Here is a 22,214-nt window from a genome sequence, read left to right as displayed (position 1 = left end):
TGTTGGCCCTAAAGACTACTTGCTTGCTACCACGTCGAGTTCGATGACAGCAGCAACATCCTCGTGCAGACGGACGTTGGCCTGGTACGAACCAACCGACTTGATGTGCACGGGCAGTTCAACCTTGCGCTTGTCGATGCTGCCGAGGCCAGCGGCCTCAACGGCAGCAGCAACGTCGCCCTGCTTGACGGTGCCGAACAGGCGTCCGGTTTCGCCGGCCTTGACAACGAGCTTGACGGGCTTGGACTGCAGTGCAGCAGCCTGCTTCTGAGCATCTTCCAGGGAAGCGTGCTCGCGGGCAGCGCGGGCAGCCTTGATGGACTCAACCTGCTTTTCGCCGCCCTTCGTCCAGGTCAGGGCGAAGTTGCGGGGCAGCAGGTAGTTACGTGCGTAACCGTCCTTGACCTCAACTACGTCGCCAGCAGCACCGAGACCGGTTACTTCGTGGGTCAGAATGAGCTTTGCCATGTTAGTTAATCCCTTCCTTAACCGCGGCCAGCGCCGGAGTAAGGCAGCAGGGCAACTTCGCGGGCGTTCTTGATTGCCTGGGCGATTTTGCGCTGTTCCTGCACCGTAACGCCAGTAACGCGACGGGCGCGGATCTTTCCGCGGTCGGAGATGAACTTGCGCAGCAATGCTACGTCCTTGTAGTCGATGACAGTGATGTCAGCGGCCTTCAAGGGGTTGGACTTTGGTTTGGGCTTACGGAGTTCAGCCTTAGCCATCGTGGAGCTCCTATTCTAGGGAGCCCGTGGATCATGATCCACGGGATGGTGGTGGTCCGGCGGCGGCATCCGCACAAGTGCCATAGGCACCCGCTGCGGTCCCGGCGTCGGACCTTAATTAGTGTTTAGAAGGGAGGTTCGGAATCCGGACCGTTGCCCCAGCCGCCTGCGTTGGAGACTCCGGGCGTTGCCCATGGATCGTCCTGTGCAGCCTGCTGGTTGCCGCCGCCCCATCCTCCGCCGGAGTTGCCGCCCTGGTTTCCACCAGGGTTGCCTCCTCCGAAGCCGCCGCCGCTGTTGCCGCCGCCGAAGCCGCCCTGACCCCCGCCGGAGCGCTGGGTGCGGTTGACCTTGGCGTTGGCATAGCGCAGGCTGGGGCCGATTTCGTCGACCTCAAGCTCGATAACGGTGCGCTTTTCGCCTTCTTTGGTTTCGTAGGAACGGCTCTTCAGGCGGCCGGTGACAATCACGCGCATGCCCTTGGTGAGGGATTCGGCGACATTCTCGGCTGCTTCACGCCAAACGGCAGCGCGGAGGAACAGGGTTTCCCCGTCCTTCCACTCATTCGACTGACGGTCAAAGGTGCGCGGGGTGGAAGCGATGGTGAAGTTCGCTACTGCCGAACCGGACGGTGTGAACCGCAATTCCGGGTCATTGGTGAGATTACCGATGACCGTAATGGTGGTTTCGCCTGCCATCTACTGCCTCCTTGTTCGAGCCTTTGGGTGAAGAGTGCGTTTCCTGCGGGGTAAATGAAGTTCGGTGCTGAAATTACTCAGCAACAACCTTCTGCTCTTCAGGGCGGATGATCTTGGTGCGCATGATGGTCTCGTTAAGAGACAGCTGGCGGTCAAGTTCCTTCGCGGTTTCCGGCTTGGCGGTGAAGTTCACCACGGCGTAGATACCTTCGGACTTCTTCTTGATGTCGTAAGCCAGACGGCGACGGCCCCAGATGTCAACCTTTTCGATGGTTCCACCATCGTGGGTGATGACGTTCAGGAACTTCTGAAGCGACGGCTCAACGGTACGCTCTTCGACCTCGGGGTCGATGATTACCATCAATTCGTAAGGACGCATATGTGAACCCACCTCCTTTGGGCTAAGCGGTTACGGCATTTCCGTAACAGGAGGTTCATTTGCGATACCGTGCGAAGCCCCACCGCCGGAACGGAGGCAGGACGCAGCACAGACTTCAATATCTTAGTGCATTTGTACCGGATAGGCGATTCGCCCTTGACTTCGAGCCTAACCGCCGCCGTTGCGGGCGGGTAGGACATGTGGCCGTATGTGGAAAACCGCCCGCCGGAAAGCATGCAACTTCCGGACGGGGGCCTGCGAAGTACCCGAGGTGATCAGCCCCAGGAACCGCCGATTATTGGGTGCAACTACCAAGTTTGGACGAAATGCTCCCCTTTCCCCCAACTCCCTATTGACTGTGGGCCCCAAAAACCCTATTGCCCCCGGAGAGAAGCGCGGACTAACTTGTCCTTCATCTTCACGTTCACCAATGCAATTCCGGCACGGTTGGGGTGCCGCGAAAGCGCGTTCTTCCAGCAAGGATTCCGAGATGCGACGACCCAAACCTGCCACCGCAACGGCCCAGGCACTCGCCCTTGCGATGGCATTCCTCGCTGGCCTGATTGCTGCTGTCAGCCCTGCGCAGGCCGCCGAAAACTACGGCTATCAGAGCATCAGTTACTCCGGGTTGGAAAATCCCCCGACCGCGGATAAGCCGCAAAGTAAGCTGTGGTGGAACGACGGGTCGTGGTGGGCGCAGATGTGGACCACGGGAACTGGTTGGCAGATCTACCGGCTGGACAGGGCCACCAAGACGTGGGTGAACACCGGGGTGTTGAATGACACCCGGAGCAGTGCCTCGTCGGATACGTTGTGGGATGGCAACAAGCTCTACATTGCATCTCATGTGGTGACGGTGTCCGGGGACTCCAGCACAAAGGTTTCAGTGTCAGGGCAGCCCGCGAAGCTGTACAGGTACAGCTACGCGTCCGGCAAGTACACGCTTGACACTGGCTTCCCCACCAACATCAACAACAACAGCAGCGAGTCCTTGACCATCGACAAGGACACCACCGGTGCCATCTGGGCGACGTGGACGCAGGTTTCCGGCAGCTCGACCAGTGGCTACACCAGCAGCGTGTACGTGAACGCATCCGCTCCTGGCGGTACGAGCTGGGGCTCACCGTTCGTCCTGCCTGTTGCGGATCCAAACCCTGCGCCGGATGACATTTCGGCTGTTGTTGCCTTTGGCAGCAAAAAGATCGGAGTGATGTGGAGCGACCAACCAGCGGGAACCGTCTATTGGGCCACCCGTACCGATGGAACCTCCCCAACTGCGGCATCGTCGTGGAATGTGCAGCCTGCTATCCAAGGCAAAGGCCAGGCAGATGACCACTTGAATCTGAAAGCGCTCTTGGCTGATTCGGCAGGACGCGTATACGCCGCAACAAAGACCAGCCTCGACACCACCTCCTCGGACAAGACCCTGCCCCAGTTGCAGCTCCTGGTCTTTAAACCCGGAACAGGTTCATTCACGAAATCGACCATCGCCACCATCGCTGACTGTGTTTCCCGCCCACAGATACTGCTGGACACGGCGAACAACCAGGTAAGGGCGTTCTATACCGCGCCGTCCACCTCAGTATCCGGCTGCGAGTATTCGGGTATGTCCGGCAGTATCTACGAAAAGACCGCTTCCATGGACAGCCCTGTCTTTGGCACGGGGCGGGGAACGCCGGTGATCCAGGACGGCGCGTCCGCCAACATGAACAATGTCACCACGACAAAACAGGAGGTCAACGCCACCACTGGTGTTGTGGTCATGGCCAGCAACAAGGCCACCTCGCGTTACTGGTACTCGGACCGGCCACTCGGAACGGCGCCCGCTGATACGACGGCTCCGACGGTGACGGGTACGTCTCCTGCTGGTGGTGCCACTGGTGTGGCGGTAAGCGTGAATGTCACCGGGTCGTTCTCGGAGGCGATGAACGCCTCGACCATCACGTCGACCACGTTCACGCTGACGGCGGGCACGACGACGGTGCCGGCCGCAGTGACGTACAACAGCACAGGCAGCATCGCGACGCTGGACCCGAGTGCGGACCTGACGGCAGGAACGATCTACACGGCAACGATCAAGGGCGGCACCAGCGGCGTGAAGGATGTTGCCGGCAACGCGCTGGCCTCGGACAAGAGCTGGACGTTCACCACCGCCTCCGCGTCCACCGGCACGTCCGAGACCGTGACGCTCACGGCCACCGCCGACAGCTACGTCTCGGCCGGGGCCACGGGGACCAACTACGGCACATCCACCATCCTGGGTGTAGACGCCAACACAGAGGAAATCACGTACCTGAAGTTCGACCTGTCACCCTACGCAGGCAGGACACTCGAAACGGCCACGCTGCAACTGCGCAGCGCCGGAAGCGGGTCCACAGGCAAACAGAACATCAAGCTCGTCACTGATGACAGCTGGACCGAGGGCGGCATCACCCACAGCAACCGCCCGGCCCTCGGCACCGGCATCGGCACCCTCGGCCCAACAACAACCAACACCAACTACAGCATCACACTCACCGCCAGCGCCCTGGCCGGGGAACTCGGACAACAACTAAGCCTCGGCCTGGATTCCAGCAGCACCGACGGCCTGGACCTCAACTCCAAGGAAGCCGGCAGCACCGCCGCACCCAAACTCATCCTTACCCTCGCCGGCAGCGGTGGGAGTGCTGATACGACGGCTCCGACGGTGACAGGTACGTCTCCTGCTGGTGGTGCCACTGGTGTGGCGGTAAGCGTGAATGTGACCGGGTCGTTCTCGGAGGCGATGAACGCCTCGACCATCACGTCGACCACGTTCACGCTGACGGCGGGCACGACGACGGTGCCGGCCGCTGTGACGTACAACAGCACAGGCAGCATCGCGACGCTGGACCCGAGTGCGGACTTGGCGGCAGGAACGATCTACACGGCGACGATCAAGGGCGGCACCAGCGGCGTGAAGGATGTTGCCGGTAACGCGCTGGCCTCGGACAAGAGCTGGACGTTCACCACCGCTTCGGCGTCCACCGGCACGTCCGAGACCGTGACGCTCACGGTCACCGCCGACAGCTATGTATCGGCCGGGGCGACGGGCACGAACTATGGCACGAGCACCATTATGGGTGTGGACGCCAGCCCGGTGGAGATCTCGTATTTGAAGTTCGACCTGTCAGCGTACGCGGGTAGGACGCTGGAGAGTGCCACGCTGCAGCTGCGCAGCGCCGGAAGCGGGTCCACGGGCAAGCAGAACATCCAGCTGGTGACCGATGACAGCTGGACCGAAGGCGGGATCACCTACGACAACCGCCCGGCCCTGGGCACCGGCATCGGCACCTTCGGCCCAACAACAACCAACACCAACTACAGCATCACGTTGACCGCCAGCGCCCTGGCCGGGGAACTCGGACAACAACTAAGCCTCGGCATGGATTCCAGCAGCACCGACGGCCTGGACCTCAACTCCAAGGAAGCCGGCAGCACCGCCGCACCCAAACTCATCCTTACCCTGCGCTAGGCGAGGCAGGAGGACCAAAGGCAGTGCTGGAGTTGCATCCGTATGGATGGGGCCCCGGCACTGCCTTATTAACCGGGAGCCGGGCAGGCGGGTGGCCTGCTGCAGATATCCGCAGTTTCCACATTCTTCCCCCCGGGCACCCACAAGCTCCCGGCTATATCAAACTTCGACGTTTGGCCGCGTACTAGCTTGGCAACACGCCGAAGCAGCACCAGACACAGGAAACCACGAAAAAGGGGAAGTCATGGCAGAAGAAGAGTTCTTTCGCACCGGCCCGGTCGCACCCGGGCCCTTCGCCATGCCTGCCCATTCGGCACGTCAACCTGCAGGAGGGATCGGATCCTTGAGTAATCCGGAGATTGGCGGCAGCGAAGCATCCGCTGCCGGAATGGGCGTGAGCGACTATGCCCGGGTCGCCAGGACCTACTGGAAGCACATCACCGTTATCACCCTGATCGTCACTGTGTTGGCTACGGCGTGGAGCGCCTTCCGGCCTCGGGTGTTTGCCGCGGAAGCCACCGCAATAGTGCTCGCGGTCGGGACGGATAACGTGAGCAGCCTCCTGGCCGGGGATACCCTCGCCAAGGCCAAGGCCAAGACCTACAAGTCCTTGGCCGAATCACGGCTTGTGGCGGACAAGGTAAGCGCGTCCACAGGAGTGAACATGACAGGTGAGTCCCTTTTGGGGGCCGTCACCGTCACAGTTCCGCGTGACACCGCCGAAATGAGGATCAAAGCTGAATCGCCGAATCCGACGACTGCGCAAAGGGTTGCAGATGCCTGGATTGTGGAACTGGCCAGGCAGGTCGAGGAGCGGGAACGTGCGGCGGCAGCAGCAGGGCAGCCGGCAGCTCCGGCAGGACAGCCCGCGCCCGTCGTGACACCTCCCATTTCCCTGGTTCCCCTGGATCCGGCAACAGTTCCCACCCATCCTGTTTCCCCCGGAATGGGGCTTACGGCCCTCTATGGGGCGGCAGTAGGACTCCTTTTGGCTTATGCTTCCGCTCTCCTTCGGGACCGCTTGGACCGACGCCTCCGTACCGCGGCAGAGGTTGAGAACCTCTTTTCGGTACCGGTGGTCGGTACGCTTCCCGTCGATCTCAGACTGACCGGGGAAAACAAAGTGCTGGGGGGCCTGCCTGCAGCTCCCGCCCCGGGTTCACGCCCGCAAAGTCCCGCGTTCTCAGAAGCGCTCCGCGAGTTGCGTACCAACCTGACCTTTCTTGATGTCGACAATCCGCCCCGCATCATCGTCGTTACGAGCTCGGTCAGCGGGGAAGGAAAATCAACGATTGCCGCCAACCTGGCATCGGCGATGGCAGCCGCCGGGGATCCTGTCATCGTGGTCGACGGAGACCTTAGGCACCCGAGCGTGGCTAAAATCTTCGATGTTGTCCCTGGGATCGGGATAACTGACGTCCTGACAGGAAAAGCGGAGGTGGATGATGTCCTCCAGCAGCGGGGCGATCTGCCAAACCTGTCAATCCTGGGCGCCGGCCGCACTCCCCCAAACCCCAGCGAGCTTCTCAGTTCGCATGCCATGAAGCAGCTTTTGAACTCACTGGCAGAAAGGGGCATCGTGATCATTGACGCTCCTCCCCTGCTCCCGGTGACGGACGCCGTACTCCTTGCCAAAATCGCAGACGGCGCGATTGTGGTTGTCAGGGCCGGCCAAACGACAAAGGAGCAGCTCACAAAGTCGCTTGGAAACATCCGAAAAGTGAACGCCACCATTCTCGGGACATTGCTGAACTGCGTCCCGGCGAAGGAGTTTGAAGGCTACTCGTATTACTCGCCCGAGCCGGATTCGCTGGACAGCACCTCTTCCCCGGAGAAGGCTGCTGCCCGGGACAAGACTGCTTCTCCGGACAAGGCTGCGCGCCCACAGCCGGCCAACAGTCGGGAGACCCGTAGCCCGGTGTCTGAGGTTGGCAGGGACAAGTTTTCGAAGAGCTCCACCTCGTTCTAGGTCAAGTCCAGCGCCGATACCCCGGCGCGTCATTTTCCGAGGGCCCCTGTACGGGGCCCTCGGGCACCCTTGCCACACTTACAGAGGAGAAGGAATGTCTAGGTCTGTCGTCGTCGTCGGAACACGCGGTTATCCCAGCTACTATGGCGGTTTTGAGACTGCCGTGCGGCGGCTGGCTCCATTCCTCGCCGACGCCGGCTGGGATGTCAACGTCTACTGCCGGGCCGGCCAGACCAAAGACGACGACGAGGCACGCGACCCCCGCATCCGGACCACAAATACCTTTGGGCTCGAGAACAAGACGCTGAGCACCCTTTCCTTCGGCCTGTCCTCTGTCCTCCATGCCATGTGGCACAGGCCAGACGTCGCCTTGGTGATGAACGTTGCCAACGGCTTCTTCCTGCCGCTGCTGAAGCTTAGGGGGATACCGAGTGTGGTAAATGTGGACGGCATTGAGTGGGAACGGGCGAAGTGGAACTGGCTTGCCAAGCGGATATTCCGGCTGGGCGCCCGGCTTACGGCACGCTACGGCACGGTCCTCATCAGCGACTCCCTTGAGATCCAACGACGCTGGAAACAGGACTTCGGACGGGACAGCGTCTTCATACCGTACGGCGCCAACCTGATGTCCGGTCCCAATGAAGTTGTTCCTGGCCTCAAGGACGAGTCCTACGTACTCATGGTTGCCCGCTTTGTCCCCGAAAATACGGTACGGGAGTTCTTCCAGGCAGCTGAGCGCCTGGCTGAGCAGCATCCGGTGGTGATCGTAGGATCCACCGGTTACGGCGGGGAACTGGACGAAGCCGCCCAGCGCCTTGGTGAACATCCAAACGTCCAGTGGCTAGGGCACCTCAGCGATGATAAAAAACTTCTGTCCCTTTGGCACCACGCCGGGGCCTACTTCCACGGCCACAGCGTAGGCGGAACGAACCCGGCATTGGTACAGGCGATGGCTTGCGGGGCACCCGTGGTGGCACGGAAAACGCCCTACAACGCTGAGGTTCTGGCAACGGAGGAGCACCTTGTCCCACCCGAACCTGGAGCGATCGAGAGCGCGCTCCGCCGGATGTTGACGGACCACGGCCTCAGAGCCAAGGCGCGCGCCGCGAACAGGAAACGGGCAGCGTCCCACTACAACTGGGAAGATGTGTGCCGGAAATACGAACTGACCCTGGAAGAGGCAATGTCCGGCGAAAAGCGCATGGAAGTAAGCAGCGGGCAAATGCGATGACATCTGGATTGCGCCCAAGCGAAATGCCCACTGCAAATGCTCGCAATGGAAACTCCGGGATATTGGTTGTAAACCCGCTCGGAGTGGCATTGCATCATTACACCGAAGCGCTGATGCAGCAATTGGCCGACGCCGGAATATCCGTGGAATTATTTTCTATTGTCGAGCCTTCCCAATCCGGTAAAGGCCGCCTGAAATGGCTCACAGACTACTCCGCTTTGCTTTATTCTGCCGGCCGGCGGACGCGGAAGCAGGACTCCCCGGGAAAGGTTCTGGTTACTTGGCCCGTACTGGGCTTTTTGGATCTTCTCCTGGTCAAGCTTTTCTGTGGCAACTCCGGCGTCATCGTTTACCACGATCCGCGGCCCCTCGTCCGCTCCGTCGGCAGCAGCGGAGCAATAGCGGCTCTAATACGGCTACTGCGGCAGCGTCCAGGAACCCTGGTGCACAGTATGGACGCTGGCCGGGCCATGGACGCCGTCGGACTGTCAGAGGACCTGGCGGTGGTACCTCATCCCATGCTGCGCCCCGCCGATTCCGGGTATGAACCCGCTCGCACACGGCGGGACGGTGCCAGGCCGCGCGTTCGTGTACTTGGACAATATAAGGCCGACCGGGATCTCGACCTCCTCAAATTGCTGGCGGGCAGGCTCGGCCCCACATACGACCTGGATATCGTCGGCCGCGGTTGGCCCGCCATCCCTGGCTGGAAGGTAGATGCACGCTTTGTTCCTGAGGATGAGCTTGACGAATTGATTGCAACAAGCGACGCCATTGTTATCCCTTACAAGCGCTTCTATCAGAGCGGTATTGCTATCCGCGCTCTTGAGCAGGCCGTTCCGGTTGTCGGACGCGTCCAAACCAGTCTTAGCGACCTGTACGGACCTGAATCACGCCTTTTGGTCGCGGCTGGGGACGAGTCGCCCATAGTGGAGGTTGAAGCCTGGGCCTCCGCAATCGAGTATGCGCTGGGTGAAGGAAGGGCCGAGACGATCCAGGCTGCCAGGCAATTCCATACCGAGTCGTCCAAGAGTTGGGCCTCGCTGGGCCGCATGCTGCTGTCGAAAGAATGACCCCAGCACCCCAGTCGCCAATCAGTGGATCCAAAACGAACCAGTCGTGCCGCCGCGGGAGATTTCGTCGGCATGACTGTTTTGCCTCCTCAGCGGCGGGGATGCGACAAGCGCCAGCCGGGCCTGCATGTGCCCGCTCAAGGCCTTGCGACTCGCCAGCGGTCCCCGCTTTGGCGGTACCCGCATGGCGAGCACGGCGCCCGCCAACAGCCAGAGCGTTGGCGTGGAAGCGACTGAAGAGGCGGACTCGGAGGAGGCAACAGCAATCAGGAAGGCGACAGCGAGCCACACAGGGAGGCTATGAATTTTCGGCACCCGCCGGAGTAGATTCAAGAGGCGTAACAGGATCAGAACCACGGCAATAATCATGGGCCAGCCCATCCAGGCGAAGTACAGTCCCAACAGGCTCTCGCTGCCCACGCCCGTGGATGCACCCTCAAGCGCTGCTTGGTACCCCGTGGTGCCAAAGCCCAGGCCGAGGGGTGACTGCAGCCCGAGCATGAAGCCGGAAAAGAGCCCATCGGAGTGGCTTGCAGTGTTGCCCTGCTCCACGAACGTTATAAAGAGGTATCCGGCCAGCGCCAAGCCAGTAACCAGGCCGGCATGCTTGCCAACCTTAAGCCAGATGAAGTAAACCGCAGTCACGACAAGGAAGATCAGGATTCCTGCCCGGGCGTACGCGAAGAGCAGTGCGACGGCAATTGCCGCAAGCATCCCGAGGCGTACAAGGCCGCGCAGTCTTGCGACGGCGGCAAAAGCTCCCGCTCCGAGCAGGAAACCCATGACAGGCGGGTTCATGAAGGGGCCACCGGGGCGGAAGGCGAGCTCTCCGCCGGACACCCCGTCGGCGTAGTAGGCGGGGGGCAGGCCCTCCCGCATACTACGTGGATTACCGCCCACAACGTTGACGTGATACCAGACCGGGTCCAACAGCGGTGCCTGTCTGATTTCCTCAGTCATAACCCATGCCACGGTCAGTCCGACGAACAGCAGCAGATACTTGAAGACCTTCGACCAGGCGATGTCGTCCCTGTAGACGAAGCCGGCAAATATCAGGCCAAGTGGCATAAGTACCTGCCGTGCCTGGGCAATACCGATCTCCGTGTCCGGTGAACGAAGGAAGCCAAAACCTGCCAAGAAGACCAGCGCCAGCATTAGCAGAAGCGCCCTGTTCAAGCGCCTGTCCGGCACGTTGAACGCCCTTACGGCCGCAGCCACAACGAGGACAGCCGCCGGGACGTCATCAAGATACTGGAAGGCGTCCGAACGGGTGAGACTAATGAGCGGAGCCTGTGACCAGCCAGCAGCTATAACGAACAGGATCAGTACATGGTATGCACGTCCCAGGATCAGCACCAGGCTGATCACTGCGGAAGCGGTAACAACGAAAGGCAGCAGCACGAGTTGATCGTCCCTCTCCAGAATCGCTGCAACGCCTCCAGTTTCGCTGCAATGCCGGGTCCAGCGCCGGACTCTTCCGTGCTGGTTCCAACCCCCGCGACATTGCGGGTATTCGGGTAACGACGGGCATCCCGTCCTCCCCCACGCTAGATGGACCCGCACACCCCCTCAAGGGCAGCGGCACGAGTATGTGGAAACCCGCATTCGCCACTGCGGCGGGTGCGGGAGGCCGCGTATTGGACCGGGCGGACTCGAAATCCTCCTTATGCAGACGAGCTGATTGCGTCATTCCAGTGCGCCACGAATGGTCCAGCCGCCTGGCGGACTTCCCGTTCCTTCTGCAAATCCCTGATCTGGTCTTCGAGGCGTTCAAGTTCCGCTTCATCCGTGATGGTTCTGTAGGCGACGTCGGCGAGGGCCTTTACGGAAGCAGGTACTGCGATCAGGCCGCCGGCTCTTGAGGCTTCACCAAGGGTGCCGGAATCAAAGCCGATCACGGGGGTGCGGTAAGCGAAAGCGCGCGATGCGACACCCGAGGCAGGCAGGATGCTTCCGTAAAAACGGCTCGTCTTGTTGTAGGGCAGGAGGATGGCCCGCACGGATTCGAAAAATGCGTCCTCCTTGGGTCCCTCGACGGCACCGAGGATAGTGACTCCGGGCACCGGCGGAAGCTTTTCCGTTCCCCGCCCGGCCACGCAGATTTCGACTTCCGGCGGCAGCTCGCGGCGGAGCTCAAGGAGCCTGTCGAAGCCTTTGCCCTTGGTGGCGTGCCCATAAAGCCCTACCGCGAGTGGCCGCTCGAAGGTCGGCTTCAAAGCGATCCTGGCCGGGACAAAATGATGTGCGCTCACTACGCGGCACTGCGGAAAGGCCTCCCGCAGAGCTGCCGCTCCCACATCGCTGAGGGCGAACAGGGTTGTATCCCTCAGCAGCCGTCGCTCGAGCCTTGCCGTCAGGGGACGAAGCGGGAGATGGATCCCGTGGTGGATCACCTTGCTCCTGGCTACTGATTTGGTCAGGAAGGGCCACCAGACGGCCCGTGGGGGATCATGCACAGTTGCCGTTGTGACTATGCCGCGCGGGCGGCCAGCCAGTAGCCAGAAGGGCGCCAACGATGCTGCCGATAACTCGAAATGGACCACCGCCGGGCCAGCCGCGAGTGCTTCCTTGATCTGTTTTGCAAGTTTCATTCGGTCCCGGACCAGATCCCTCAGGCCGACGTGGCCCGGTCCCCCCGTTCTGATCTCCCGAAATGAAGAAAAGAGGGGAACAGCCGCGGAAATGAACTCCTCCGCATAATCGCCTACTCCGCCTGAACTGGCACGGGGTGCAACAAGTATGAGCGTCGCAGGAATTGTTGAATTACCTGACGCAGGCACTGCAGCTGATTCGCTCACGATACTCCGCTTTCTACGTCGAAAAGGACGATAGATTCAGAAGACAAGATCCCTCAAATCAGGGAAGAGAGAGATTTATCCAGTATGCACCAAAACGCCCTGGATGGAACTCTTTCCTATTGATAAGAGCCCTCCTGGGACCCCAACCTCAATAACAGCTCAAATAACACAGACTTCTCCTCATCCCACCGCGGGAAGACAGTAAACTTCTGCAATGAGGCCACAGAAAGGCTCAAAACCATGACGAATGTTGCGGGTGGACTGGCGCGGGTCGGCTTCCGGGGAGCGGTCTGGCAAGGACTGGCCCTTGTGGGTGGCAAGGCCATCGTGCTTGTGACGACGATCGTGCTGGCACGCCTCCTGTCCCCCGAACAGTACGGCCTCGTCGCTGCGGCACTGGTCCTCATGCTCTATATCGAAACCATTGCCGATGCCGGCGTCGCACAGGCCCTCGTCTATTTGCCGCCCTCCGGTGTGGCAGCCCGGTCAGCTTTGCTGATGTCCGTAGTGCTTGGCGGGACTCTTGGACTTGTGACGTTCCTGGCAGCACCGTGGATTGCCGGACTGTTCCAGCTGCCGGACGTTGCCCCCTTGGTGCAGGTCCTGGTTATTGCGTTGCTCGCCACGTCGTTGGGCGCGGTTCCGGAAGCCCTGCTGCGCCGCGATCTTCTGTTCAAGAAACTCGCGGTTGCCCCAATTGTGAGGGCGCTCGTCACTGGCGCGCTAAGCCTCGCCCTTGCTTTTGCAGGCTACGGTGCGTTCTCCCTTGCGGCCGGCACCGCCGCCGGAGCCGTTGCCTACGCTGCCACTTGCTGGTGGCTCGTCCGCCGGGACGCCCCATGGCAGATCTGGCGGGTGGGCAAGGACGCCCTGCGGGCCAACTTCAAATTTGGCGTCCCAGTAGCCGGAAGTAATCTGCTGGCGCGTCTGATCTTCGACGTCGATTACTTGATCATCGGTGTGGTTCTCGGGGCGCAGGCCCTGGGTTATTACACCCTGGCCTTCCGCCTTCCGGAAGCTCTCATCATCAATGTGTTCTTCGTGCTGTCCACCGTTCTGTTCCCGCTCTACACGCAGGTTCAAAAACAGCCGGAACGGTTACGTGAGGGATACCTGAAGGGCGTGCGGATCCAGTCCTTGTACGGAATGACAGCGGGCGTTGGCCTGGCAGTGCTTGCCCCCCTCATTGTCCCGCTTGTTTTTGGCGGGCAGTGGGCAGAATCGGTCATGCCACTTGTTTTCCTGTCGTTGTACGCGGCCGCACGCTCCCTGGGTGCAGGAGCAAACGACGTCTACAAGGCGATTGGCCGCCCTGGCATTTCGATCGCCTTCTCGATCGTACGGCTCGCCGTGCTGGTGCCCATCCTGCTGGTGGCGGCCCAGTGGGGAATCACGGCAGTCGCCTGCGCGCAAATGGCAACGGCATTGCTCTTCGCCGCTGGAATGCAGACTGTGGCCGCAAAAGTGCTGAAGATCCGGCCGAAGGCTTTCCTGCTCTCCATCCTGCCGGCCCTGGCATGCAGTCTGGCGGTGGCGGCGGCCGGATCGGTGATCTTCCTGCTCCCCTATCTCGGCCCTGTGCCGACCACAGCATCGGTGGTGGTTGTCGCGCTGGCCGCGGTATACGGCGTTCTCCGGCTCGGCTTCCCCCGCCTGCACGATGAGCTGCTTCACCTTCTTCGTCGCAGCTAGCACTGTCGGCTTAGCCAACGGCCCCTGGGCTTCGAGAAACCGACTTGGAGTAGTCGATACCCAAGGGCCGAAAGTCTTTCGTCATGGCCGCGTAGGGACGTGCGGAACCGTGCACGTCGAAGGCCAGGACCACCCAAAGCGCCACAGCTGACAGGCCCAAAGCACCCCATCGTCCAAGGCATTACGTTGACAGTCTGTGCCTGGTTGAGGGATGCCACGAGCGGCACGGATACAAACGCCACTGCAAACAGGATCATGTAGGCGACGAGGCACCCTTGAGACCGGTTGCGGCTGTCTCATCATTGACCGCCAGAAACTTATTGGTCCTCAATCCAAGCTTTCCAGTGGGACTTCCGGCGGTCTACGCCTGCTCAACCCGCAGGGACTCCGGCTGCCCGAAGTCCCGTGATGATGCAGGACCGTAACTCGTCCGGTCAGCAGGGTCCAGGCTCTGTTCGCCCCGTCCGGCAAGGTCTGAACCGATGACCAGACCCAGGATGATGAAGTAGGGCGCGGCCGAATTGGGACTGAGTGCAACCTCGTTGAATGCGGCGTTCAGCATGAACCCGCCCAACAGGCCTGCAGCCAGCGTCCTGTCGCGTACGTCCTTGATCCTCAGGACGTATTTCGATACCTGGACAAAGAACGCAACGTAGACAATCAGCCCCACAATTCCAAGTTGCCCGATGACCATGCCCAGGCCGCTTTCTGTCACGGCGGATCCGGACTCAGACCCTTCTGAAAACAGGCCGGCGAGGACGCCGGAGCTCCCCAGGCCCCGCCCGAGGGGGTGGTGCGGGAACTCGATGAAGGCGGCAGTGAACCCGTCGATGTGGGCCGTCGTGCTGCCCGTTGAACTGGTAATGGTGAACAGATAAAAGTTGTAGGCACCAGCAGCCAGGAGCAGCAAAGCTATCAAGTGGCTCATTCTCGACGCGTAGTAGCGGGTCCAGAACGCGAAGAACACGATCAGTCCAAGGAGCGCGCCCTTGCTGACGGCCAGCACGATGGCCACCGCGGCGCCAATCCTGGAGAGCCACCCCTTGAGGTACCAAGAGGCCATGAACACCGCAAAGAGGAACGTCCCGAAATTGACCGGGTCAGCGAAAGGACCCGCCATGCGCCTCAAGAATTCGCCGGGGACTATCTGTTCCGAAGCAAAAAAATTCTTGGGCAGGCCCGAGTCCTGTTGTACCGAAATGCCCTTTTTTTCCCACAGGCTGCGAAGGTCGAGGGATTGCCAGAACTCAGGGGTGTTCGCTTCGATGAACCCAAAGATGATTGCCGCACCGCCCAGCATCACGAGATAGCGAAGATATACCGTGTGCTTCGCCCAGGCGCTGGCGTACAGGCCAATCAGGAGGAACAGGAACGGTGCCATGATGTTCCTTGAAGACGCGGCCGCTGCTGCCAGTTCATGCTGGAACAGGGCCACGGTGGCAACACCGTAGAAGACAAGGACGGCCAGCGAGGCTGTTACCGTTCTGATCAGCTTCCGGAGGGCCGGATTGAATCCCGGCTTCGTGCCTGCCGACGCCAGGACCGCATACAGGGCTACGGAAAACATGAAGTTGAGGATGATCGCAAATTGAAGCCGGCCACTGTCCAAAGCGTCTGCGACAGAGGTCAGGTAGACGTTTTGCGTGGCTGACATGATCGTCGGAATGATGAGGAAAAAGGAAATCTCGGCTTTGGGAGCGGCTAAGCGGCGAATCAGCAGCACTGTGACGGCAAAGAAGACTACCCCCGCTGCCGCATAAAGCATGGGGCCGGAGCCGAAGCCGGCCGTGATGGTGATGAGCACCAACCCGGCGGCGAACAACAGAAATGGAACGGTGTCCAGCTTGGGCGAGAACCCTGAGGCCGTTTCTGTAGTATGCAAGTTATCCCCATCCTGTCGGCGTGCAGGCAACGCACTCGTAGCCAAACTAAGCAGTCAGCGGTGGCGTCCAGTCGGTCACCGCATGCCGCCAGAGCCAGTAATCCCGGTCCGACGTAACGGCGGTCCGAAGGTTGCCTGCTTCCCCCTCGTGTTCCGCCTGGCCCGCGAGCCGGTAGGTCATAGAGGCTGTTGAACGCGCCCACGTCGCAATCACGAGGTAGGGGAGCAGGTCCCTTTCCACGTTCCGCAACCGGAGGTGTTCCGCCACAGGCCCCACGGCCCAGCCGCCTGGACTGAAGGCATTTTCGAAGGCACGGAGCTGAAGCCGACGGGACGCCAGGGCGTTTTCCTGCGACTGACCGATGTACTGCAGGTAGAAAATCAGGTCATGGGCCGGCAGGCCGTCAAGCCGCGAGCGTTCCCAGTCCACCACCTGGAGCCGGCCGTTCGGCTGCAGGAAGAGGTTGTGGTAGCTAAGGTCTCCATGTTCCACAACTGCCGGCAGCTGTTTGGAACGCAATGGCTCCAACACTTCGTGGGTGCGGTCGATGAGTTCTGCTACTTCCGCATCCCTGGGCAGCAACGAGGCGAGTTCACTGAGGGGACCGGCTATCGTCCGCTCATACCAATCCGTGTTTTCGGGCACCGTTCTGGTGCAGGGCATGGCAGCAACGAACTTCATCCCCGCTGCCACTGCGAGGGGGAAGTTTTCGACGACACGTTGAGGTTCCAGAAGGTTGCCCACCACGGCGGTTTCGACCAGGACGGTCTGCCCACCGACATTTAGCACTCCTACGACCTCCGGAGCGCCCTGCTCAGAGCCGACACCCAGGGCCTTGAGCTGAAGCAGAACGTCAGCTTCCTTGCGCACGCTTTCGTTGTCCCCCGGTTGGCGGGGGATTTTCACCACGAGAGCGGGAACCTGGGCGCCGCGCGCAAAGATGAGGGCTACCACGTGCCGCGACGTAACAAACTGCGGCGTTAGCAGGAGTATGTCCCACCGGCCCTTAAGGCCAACCTGCTCAAGGTCCAGGTCACGAAAGTTTTCGCGGAGAATCTGATCAATGTATTTCACGCCGACTCCTCGTAGTCAGCTTCCGGCGCCCGGCGGCCAACCACCGTGCCCTCTGCAGCGGCAATGTTGAACAGGCCCAGGTTCAACGCCAGCCTTCCGGCCGCAGCTTTGGCTTTTCCAAAGCGTACGCTCGAATAATGGGCGAGGGTATCGCGGACTGCGCTCGACGACGAGGTCGGGACAAAGCGCGCGGGCCGCTCCAGCGACGGCACATGCCAATAAACAGCAACGTCTTCAAAGCCGGACCGCGCCAGTGCCTGCTTCCACCCGGCAAGGGTGTTCGGTCCCGGACCGGGACGGAATGTCCGCCGCACCTGTATGCACATCCAGCCCCCGGGCCTAAGGGATGCCACTGCATCCCGGAAGACGCCCGTATCGGGTTCTGAGAGTAGTACGACGTCAAATTCATCAGGACGGTCCCCTGCACGGATCCGGCGGGCGGCCGGATCCAGCAGATTCAAAGCGGCAACTGCATCGCTGCTGATCCTGCCTCCATAACCGAGCCTCTCGGGTTTAGCCACCGGGAGCAGGAAACGCCAGTCCAGCAGCATCCACAAATGCAGGGGAAGCGGGTCACCGCCGGCCACCCGTTCCGGTCCGCTGCGCGAAATGATGTCCCACAGGAGCGCAGATGCCTTCCGCCGTACGGCGGACGCCGGCTGCCCTGCGTCAAGGATGGACGACGTGGGGATCTGCTCAGCCAACTCCAGGTAGGCATTCCTCCACTCCTCCAGTTTTTGGGGACTGTGTTCCCCTTTCCTGGCGAACATCAGGTCACCCGGTGCGTCGAGTATCAACACAAGGTCAGGCCGCGGCTGGAAACGCCGGGCAAGAGCATCGGTGGCAGCTCCCCAGGGGCTGGCTGACTGCGAGCCCGGCAGCAAGGTATCCAGGGCCAGCCTGTCCAGCAGCACCACCCTGCCCCGCACGGATTGGTATCTGGCGAGCAGGCCGCTGCGGAATATCCGGATCACCTTCCTAGTGAGGAAGCCGCCAGGTATCTTTTGAAGCCAACGGTCATGGGGGCTGCTGGACCATAACCCCATGTAGACATAGGCCGACGGCAAGGGGCAGTGGGAGCGGAGGCCGTTGAGCAAGGTGGTCTTGCCGGCGCCATCAGGCGCAAGCACACCGACCACCGGACCGCGACCTTTGAGACGTGGGCCGACACGCCTCAGCGCGCTGTTCACCATGCGGATCAGCCGGGGCGGAAGCGCCGGGTCCGTCCATTGCGTTCGAATCCTCGCCGCCGCAGCGGGGACGTCACTAAAATTCCCGGAATTCAGCATATCCAAAAGATTCTGTGCAGTCCCTTCGCCCAGCTTCCCGTCCAGGTAAGTTGCTACCGGGTCTCCGGCTGAGGCCACTGTGGCTGCGCTGCGGGCAGCCGGGATCCTGTCAGCAGCAATTTCACCTTTATCCAGCACCAGGTGCAGGAGCTGAAGCCACGCCTGGTCCCGGGCTTCCGGCAACCACAAGGGACCTAGGGCTACCCGCCGCCGCAGGCAGCCAGCGGCGAGGGGGGTCCTCAGCTCCTGGAACTTACCGAACCTGATGTCCGACACTATGTCGAGTTTGATCCAGAGGTCCTCATCGGGGACGTAGCGGAAGTAGAAGCGATGGCTCCCATGACCCAGTGCTGCGACGCGCTGGAAGCCCACTCCGGCAAGAAGGTGATCCAGGCCCGCCAGCAGTTCAGGCGCAACAAGCAGGTCCACGTCCCCCGCCGGGCGGACCAGATCCCGTTCACCCCGCAGGAGCACCCACGGCGAACCAGTTTTGTCCAGTGCCCTAAGTACCGTGGCCAGGCTTGTATTAACCTCCGGAAATACCCCTGCATTAGTTCCGGCTGAATACTGACCGGCCAATTCCGTACCAGAATTCGGAACTGGAACTTGGGGAGATATCGACAATTAGCTCACCATTTCCTGACTGGTTGGACATTTATACGGACGGAGGGTCTTTGGTTCTGCACGTGCTTTTGGTTTTTATTCTTGACAAATCTACTGGCCACCAGCAGCCACGGCCCACCCCTGGGTCGTCCCGAGAGCGTACGCCCTACCTAATGGCGCCGCACGAGTAGTGGGTACTCGGATTTTCCGGCATGGACTCCCTGCAGTACGTAGGTAGAGGGCTCCTCTCCAGGCCAGTTCGATTGATACAGGGTTCCTGGGCGGATCAAGAGCGTTAGGTAGGGGAGTGCACCCTCGGCCGCGATTAGGTAGGTAGGGCATCAGCTCCTCTCTTGAGGAAAAGCAGGGGTGATCTTGAGCGAATACTAAGTGAACAAAACATAGCGCCCTGTGCAAATTCAGGGCTATATTCGCTTAACGGCTGGGAACCGCGCTGGAGGCGATGAGCTGACAGCCTGCCGACCGAACGGGTTATCTTCGCATAACCGGGACGGCGGTGAAATATTGGAACTATCTGCTAACGAAAGAATCTGGTCTCCTTCTTCGAGAATTGGGGACCCATGTCATTGTTAGGACGGAACAAGGAGCTGGATCGGCTTCTTTCGGTGATCCGCGGTCCCAAGGACACGGCCCTTGCGGTGATCGGTGGTCGCGGCATCGGAAAGTCGGCTTTACTTTCTGAAATTCCCACGCTCTCGGACTACAAAACCGTTTTCCTCGGTGCCACCGCGTTTGAGTCGGACTGGCCGATGTCGGGCCTGACTGCCCTCCTGAACACCATGGATGATCCCGTCCTCAACAGAATTGCAGACGAGCTCCTGCGGGATACCGCAGGAGCCCTGGATGTGCCGGCAATCTCCTCCATGCTTCTGAACGGTTTGCACCAGCGTTCATCATCAAGGACCGTCATCGTCATCGACGACGCTGACCAGTTGGACCCCAGCAGCCAGGCAGTGATCGGTTTCCTGGCCCGCCGCCTGGCCGGAACGGACATCGCCCTGTTCGTCTGCCTTCGCGACGACACCCCCGAGAGCCCGTTCAGCGGCCTGCCCGTCCTGCGTCTTCAACCGCTGAGCTACAGCGATACCGTCAGGATGCTCGAAGCAATTCCCGCACGGCAAACCACGACGGCGGCTGCGCACGCGGTTGCCGCGGCCAGCCGGGGAAACCCTCTCGCCGCCGTCGAACTCTACGGCCGGCTGCTGGAACGGCATGCCGAAGGAAAGTTCGCCCTTCCCATTCCCCTGCCTTGCAGGGGAAGCTTCGAGGCGGAATTTGCCTTGGTTGTAGGCGGCCTCACGGCGCCCGCACGCACTGTACTGGACCTCCTGTCGCTCTCGTGCCGAAGCGATATCACCACGCTCGAGAAGATCACCCCGGACGTGTGGGCTGGCGTGGACGAACTGCTGGCGTGTGGAATAGTGCAGCGGCGGGGACCGCACATCGGAATCCACGACCAACTGCTGCGCGGTTATGTCTTTGCCGCCATGACACCGGCTGTCCGCACCGCCAGTCACCGCGAACTGGCAGAAGCGTCCGAGGACACTGATCCTTACGCCCGTAGGTGGCATCTCAGCTTCACGGCACTGGAGCGGCAGACGCCGTTCGGGTTGCTTCGCCATGCTGTGGACCTGATTCGGGGCGGTGAAGTGCCGTTCGCGATCGAATACGTTGAACGCGCCTTGACGATCAATCCCTGGGAAGCTGAAACGGCTGCCCGCTTGGCCACAGTCGCGGAACTGCTGTTCAACAGGGGTGAGTTCGTTTTCGCCAAGCGCTACCTTGAATGGGCCCAGCGGGTGACCCGCAATCCCGCCCTGATCCTGCGGCTGACGGGCCTTTCCTTCGAAATCGAATTCATTCAGGGCGGCGCGGTCCGCTCCGGCATGGTGCTGCGCCTGGTAAAGGAATTCGGCCAGCACGACCCTGCCTTCGCCGCCACCCTTCTCGCCGCGGCCGCCGTCTACTATGCGGAACGCTGGGAACTGAAGGATGCCACTGCCCTCCTTGAATATGCCGGGAATTTCCAGGACGCCGCGTCAGCTGAATGCCGGGAAATGACAGAACACGCACGCCTGCTGATGGAGTCGATCAAGGGGGATGCGCTGCAGCCTGCGCGAAAGCACACTCCGGAGGGTGACGCCGCAGTGCCAGGGCTTCTGGTCCAGGGCCGCGTGCTGACCTACCTGGAGCGCTACGACCAGGCGCAGGAAATGTTTGCCATGGTGCGCAGTTCTGCAGAGGACACACATGCCAACTGGCGGGAAACTGCCCTGTTCCTGGCGGTTGACAATGAAATAAGGGCCGGCAACGTCCGCACGGCGGCCAGGCTCATAGACGACCTTGAGCTCCGTGAACCTGAGCTGAAGTACCACCGGGGCATGCGCCACGTCTTTCGCCTGTGGCGGGCCCTTGCTGCCGGGGATGATGCACAGGCGCAGACCTGTGCCACAGAGGCACACCGGTTCGCCGGTGCCGAAAGCCACCCTGGCATTACTGCCCAGCTTGCCGCATGGCAGGGCCACTTCGCGCTGCTTCGGGGTGATCTGGCGGAATCCCTCGCCCAGTTGTCGCGTGCCGCCGAGATTGGCGCTTATTTCACGAATCCCACCCTGCTGCGGTGCGATTCGGACCTCGTGGAGGTGCTGGTCCGGCTGGGGCGGCACCGCGAAGCCACGCAGGCGCTCCTCAACCTTGAAAGCCGCGCCGTCGGGTTGCGTTCACCGTGGCTGATGATGGCAGTTGCGCGGAGCCGGGCCATTCTGGCCGATGGTGAGCAGTCACTGCAATTGTTCTGCCAGGCGCTGGACAGCAGGAACGCCCGTGATTCGTTGCTGGAACGGGCAAGGACCATGCTGTGCTACTCGGAACGGCTGAAGGCACTTGGCCGGCTGCGGGACGCGAGGGATGGGCTGTTGCGTGCCAAGGTCATGTTCGACGAGGTTGGGGCAGATGCCTGGATACAACACGTGGATGCCCTCCTGCTGGACGAGAGGGTGGAGCCTCCGGGCCAACAGGGAAACCCTGCCATGCAGCTGCTCGCCGACCATGAACGGGTACTGGCGAAAATGGTGGCCCGTGGGATGCGCAACAAGGAAATCGCGGCCACGCTTTTCGTCTCCGTGAGGACCGTGGAAGTGCGTCTAACCGCCATCTACCGCAAGCTCGGGGTGGAGTCGCGCGCCCAGCTGACTGCCCTTGCAGCCAGCAAGGAGAGGGCCGCTGCGGAACCCTATGTCCTGCCCGTTCTTTAGGCCCGCATCCACACTGCTGCAGCTATCCGCAT

At 61.2% G+C, this 22,214-nt stretch carries 15 protein-coding genes; 6 read left to right on the top strand and 9 right to left on the bottom strand.

The annotated features are described in order from the left end of the window. Window positions 1-15: 15 nt before the first annotated feature. The 4 genes from rplI to rpsF all read right to left on the bottom strand — a co-directional run bounded on the left by rplI (window position 16) and on the right by rpsF (window position 1,802). The gene (gene rplI / locus FDW81_RS07535) at window positions 16-468 is read right to left on the bottom strand and encodes a 50S ribosomal protein L9 (protein ID WP_138133576.1); all 453 of its coding nucleotides are present in this window, start codon (window positions 466-468) and stop codon (window positions 16-18) included. A gap of 17 nt (window positions 469-485) precedes the next feature. Then, entirely contained in the window at window positions 486-725 is a 240-nt protein-coding gene (gene rpsR / locus FDW81_RS07530) for a 30S ribosomal protein S18 (RefSeq protein ID WP_003800144.1), read from the bottom strand. A 125-nt stretch (window positions 726-850) separates the two neighbouring features. Then, window positions 851-1,423 carry a single-stranded DNA-binding protein gene (locus tag FDW81_RS07525; protein WP_138133575.1) on the bottom strand — a complete coding sequence of 191 codons (573 nt, stop codon included), beginning with the start codon at window positions 1,421-1,423 and terminating at the stop codon, window positions 851-853. A gap of 73 nt (window positions 1,424-1,496) precedes the next feature. Next, window positions 1,497-1,802: a 30S ribosomal protein S6 gene (gene rpsF / locus FDW81_RS07520; protein ID WP_138133574.1), complete on the bottom strand. Its 306-nt coding sequence runs from the start codon at window positions 1,800-1,802 to the stop codon at window positions 1,497-1,499. 490 nt (window positions 1,803-2,292) lie between these two features. Between rpsF and FDW81_RS18405 the strand changes: the two genes are divergently transcribed. From FDW81_RS18405 to FDW81_RS07495, 4 genes are all read left to right on the top strand, one after another. Then, entirely contained in the window at window positions 2,293-5,295 is a 3,003-nt protein-coding gene (locus FDW81_RS18405) for an Ig-like domain-containing protein (protein ID WP_240720047.1), read from the top strand. A gap of 343 nt (window positions 5,296-5,638) precedes the next feature. Then, on the top strand, window positions 5,639-7,264 hold the full coding sequence (locus tag FDW81_RS07505; RefSeq protein WP_171027137.1) for a polysaccharide biosynthesis tyrosine autokinase: 1,626 nt from the start codon (window positions 5,639-5,641) through the stop codon (window positions 7,262-7,264). A gap of 94 nt (window positions 7,265-7,358) precedes the next feature. Next, window positions 7,359-8,495 (top strand): glycosyltransferase, encoded by a 1,137-nt coding sequence (locus FDW81_RS07500; RefSeq protein WP_138133571.1) that lies wholly within the window; start codon window positions 7,359-7,361, stop codon window positions 8,493-8,495. Between the two features lie 23 nt (window positions 8,496-8,518). After that, a complete protein-coding gene (locus FDW81_RS07495) occupies window positions 8,519-9,568 on the top strand; it encodes a glycosyltransferase family 4 protein (protein WP_138133570.1) in 1,050 nt (349 codons plus the stop codon). A 21-nt stretch (window positions 9,569-9,589) separates the two neighbouring features. Here the strand turns inward: FDW81_RS07495 and FDW81_RS07490 are convergent, their stop codons facing one another. Both FDW81_RS07490 and FDW81_RS07485 read right to left on the bottom strand, forming a co-directional pair. Further along, a complete protein-coding gene (locus FDW81_RS07490) occupies window positions 9,590-10,969 on the bottom strand; it encodes a hypothetical protein (RefSeq protein ID WP_138133569.1) in 1,380 nt (459 codons plus the stop codon). 263 nt (window positions 10,970-11,232) lie between these two features. After that, window positions 11,233-12,024, bottom strand: a complete 792-nt coding sequence (locus tag FDW81_RS07485) for a glycosyltransferase family 4 protein (RefSeq protein WP_138133568.1) — start codon at window positions 12,022-12,024, stop codon at window positions 11,233-11,235. 582 nt (window positions 12,025-12,606) lie between these two features. Between FDW81_RS07485 and FDW81_RS07480 the strand changes: the two genes are divergently transcribed. Further along, the gene (locus FDW81_RS07480; RefSeq protein ID WP_138133567.1) at window positions 12,607-14,058 is read left to right on the top strand and encodes a lipopolysaccharide biosynthesis protein; all 1,452 of its coding nucleotides are present in this window, start codon (window positions 12,607-12,609) and stop codon (window positions 14,056-14,058) included. Window positions 14,059-14,419: 361 nt separating this feature from the next. Here the strand turns inward: FDW81_RS07480 and FDW81_RS07475 are convergent, their stop codons facing one another. The 3 genes from FDW81_RS07475 to FDW81_RS07465 are packed head-to-tail and all read right to left on the bottom strand — an operon-like array spanning window position 14,420 to window position 18,733. Next, window positions 14,420-15,940 carry a hypothetical protein gene (locus tag FDW81_RS07475; RefSeq protein ID WP_138133566.1) on the bottom strand — a complete coding sequence of 507 codons (1,521 nt, stop codon included), beginning with the start codon at window positions 15,938-15,940 and terminating at the stop codon, window positions 14,420-14,422. Window positions 15,941-15,986: 46 nt separating this feature from the next. Further along, entirely contained in the window at window positions 15,987-17,015 is a 1,029-nt protein-coding gene (locus FDW81_RS07470; RefSeq protein WP_138133565.1) for an aminoglycoside phosphotransferase family protein, read from the bottom strand. Continuing rightward, complete coding sequence (locus FDW81_RS07465) at window positions 17,012-18,733, bottom strand: hypothetical protein (RefSeq protein ID WP_138133564.1); 1,722 nt, start codon at window positions 18,731-18,733, stop codon at window positions 17,012-17,014. The genes FDW81_RS07470 and FDW81_RS07465 overlap by 4 nt, the downstream gene beginning before the upstream one ends. 755 nt (window positions 18,734-19,488) lie before the next feature. Between FDW81_RS07465 and FDW81_RS07460 the strand changes: the two genes are divergently transcribed. Continuing rightward, complete coding sequence (locus FDW81_RS07460; protein ID WP_138133563.1) at window positions 19,489-22,182, top strand: LuxR family transcriptional regulator; 2,694 nt, start codon at window positions 19,489-19,491, stop codon at window positions 22,180-22,182. The last annotated feature ends 32 nt before the right edge of the window (window positions 22,183-22,214 follow it).

It is taken from the genome of Pseudarthrobacter sp. NamB4 (assembly GCF_005796185.1).
Lineage (GTDB): Bacteria > Actinomycetota > Actinomycetes > Actinomycetales > Micrococcaceae > Arthrobacter.
Note: the sequence above shows the minus strand (reverse complement) of the source record. Positions and strands in the feature narration are given on the sequence as shown.

What these genes read in the sequence shown, in the direction of transcription:
- rplI (WP_138133576.1), bottom strand. Translation starts at nt 468, where the DNA reads ATGGCAAAGCTCATTCTGACCCACGAAGTAACCGGTCTCGGTGCTGCT.
- FDW81_RS07480 (WP_138133567.1), top strand. Translation starts at nt 12,607, where the DNA reads ATGACGAATGTTGCGGGTGGACTGGCGCGGGTCGGCTTCCGGGGAGCG.
- rpsR (WP_003800144.1), bottom strand. Translation starts at nt 725, where the DNA reads ATGGCTAAGGCTGAACTCCGTAAGCCCAAACCAAAGTCCAACCCCTTG.
- FDW81_RS07500 (WP_138133571.1), top strand. Translation starts at nt 7,359, where the DNA reads ATGTCTAGGTCTGTCGTCGTCGTCGGAACACGCGGTTATCCCAGCTAC.
- rpsF (WP_138133574.1), bottom strand. Translation starts at nt 1,802, where the DNA reads ATGCGTCCTTACGAATTGATGGTAATCATCGACCCCGAGGTCGAAGAG.
- FDW81_RS07525 (WP_138133575.1), bottom strand. Translation starts at nt 1,423, where the DNA reads ATGGCAGGCGAAACCACCATTACGGTCATCGGTAATCTCACCAATGAC.
- FDW81_RS07495 (WP_138133570.1), top strand. Translation starts at nt 8,519, where the DNA reads ATGCCCACTGCAAATGCTCGCAATGGAAACTCCGGGATATTGGTTGTA.
- FDW81_RS07460 (WP_138133563.1), top strand. Translation starts at nt 19,489, where the DNA reads ATGTCATTGTTAGGACGGAACAAGGAGCTGGATCGGCTTCTTTCGGTG.
- FDW81_RS18405 (WP_240720047.1), top strand. Translation starts at nt 2,293, where the DNA reads ATGCGACGACCCAAACCTGCCACCGCAACGGCCCAGGCACTCGCCCTT.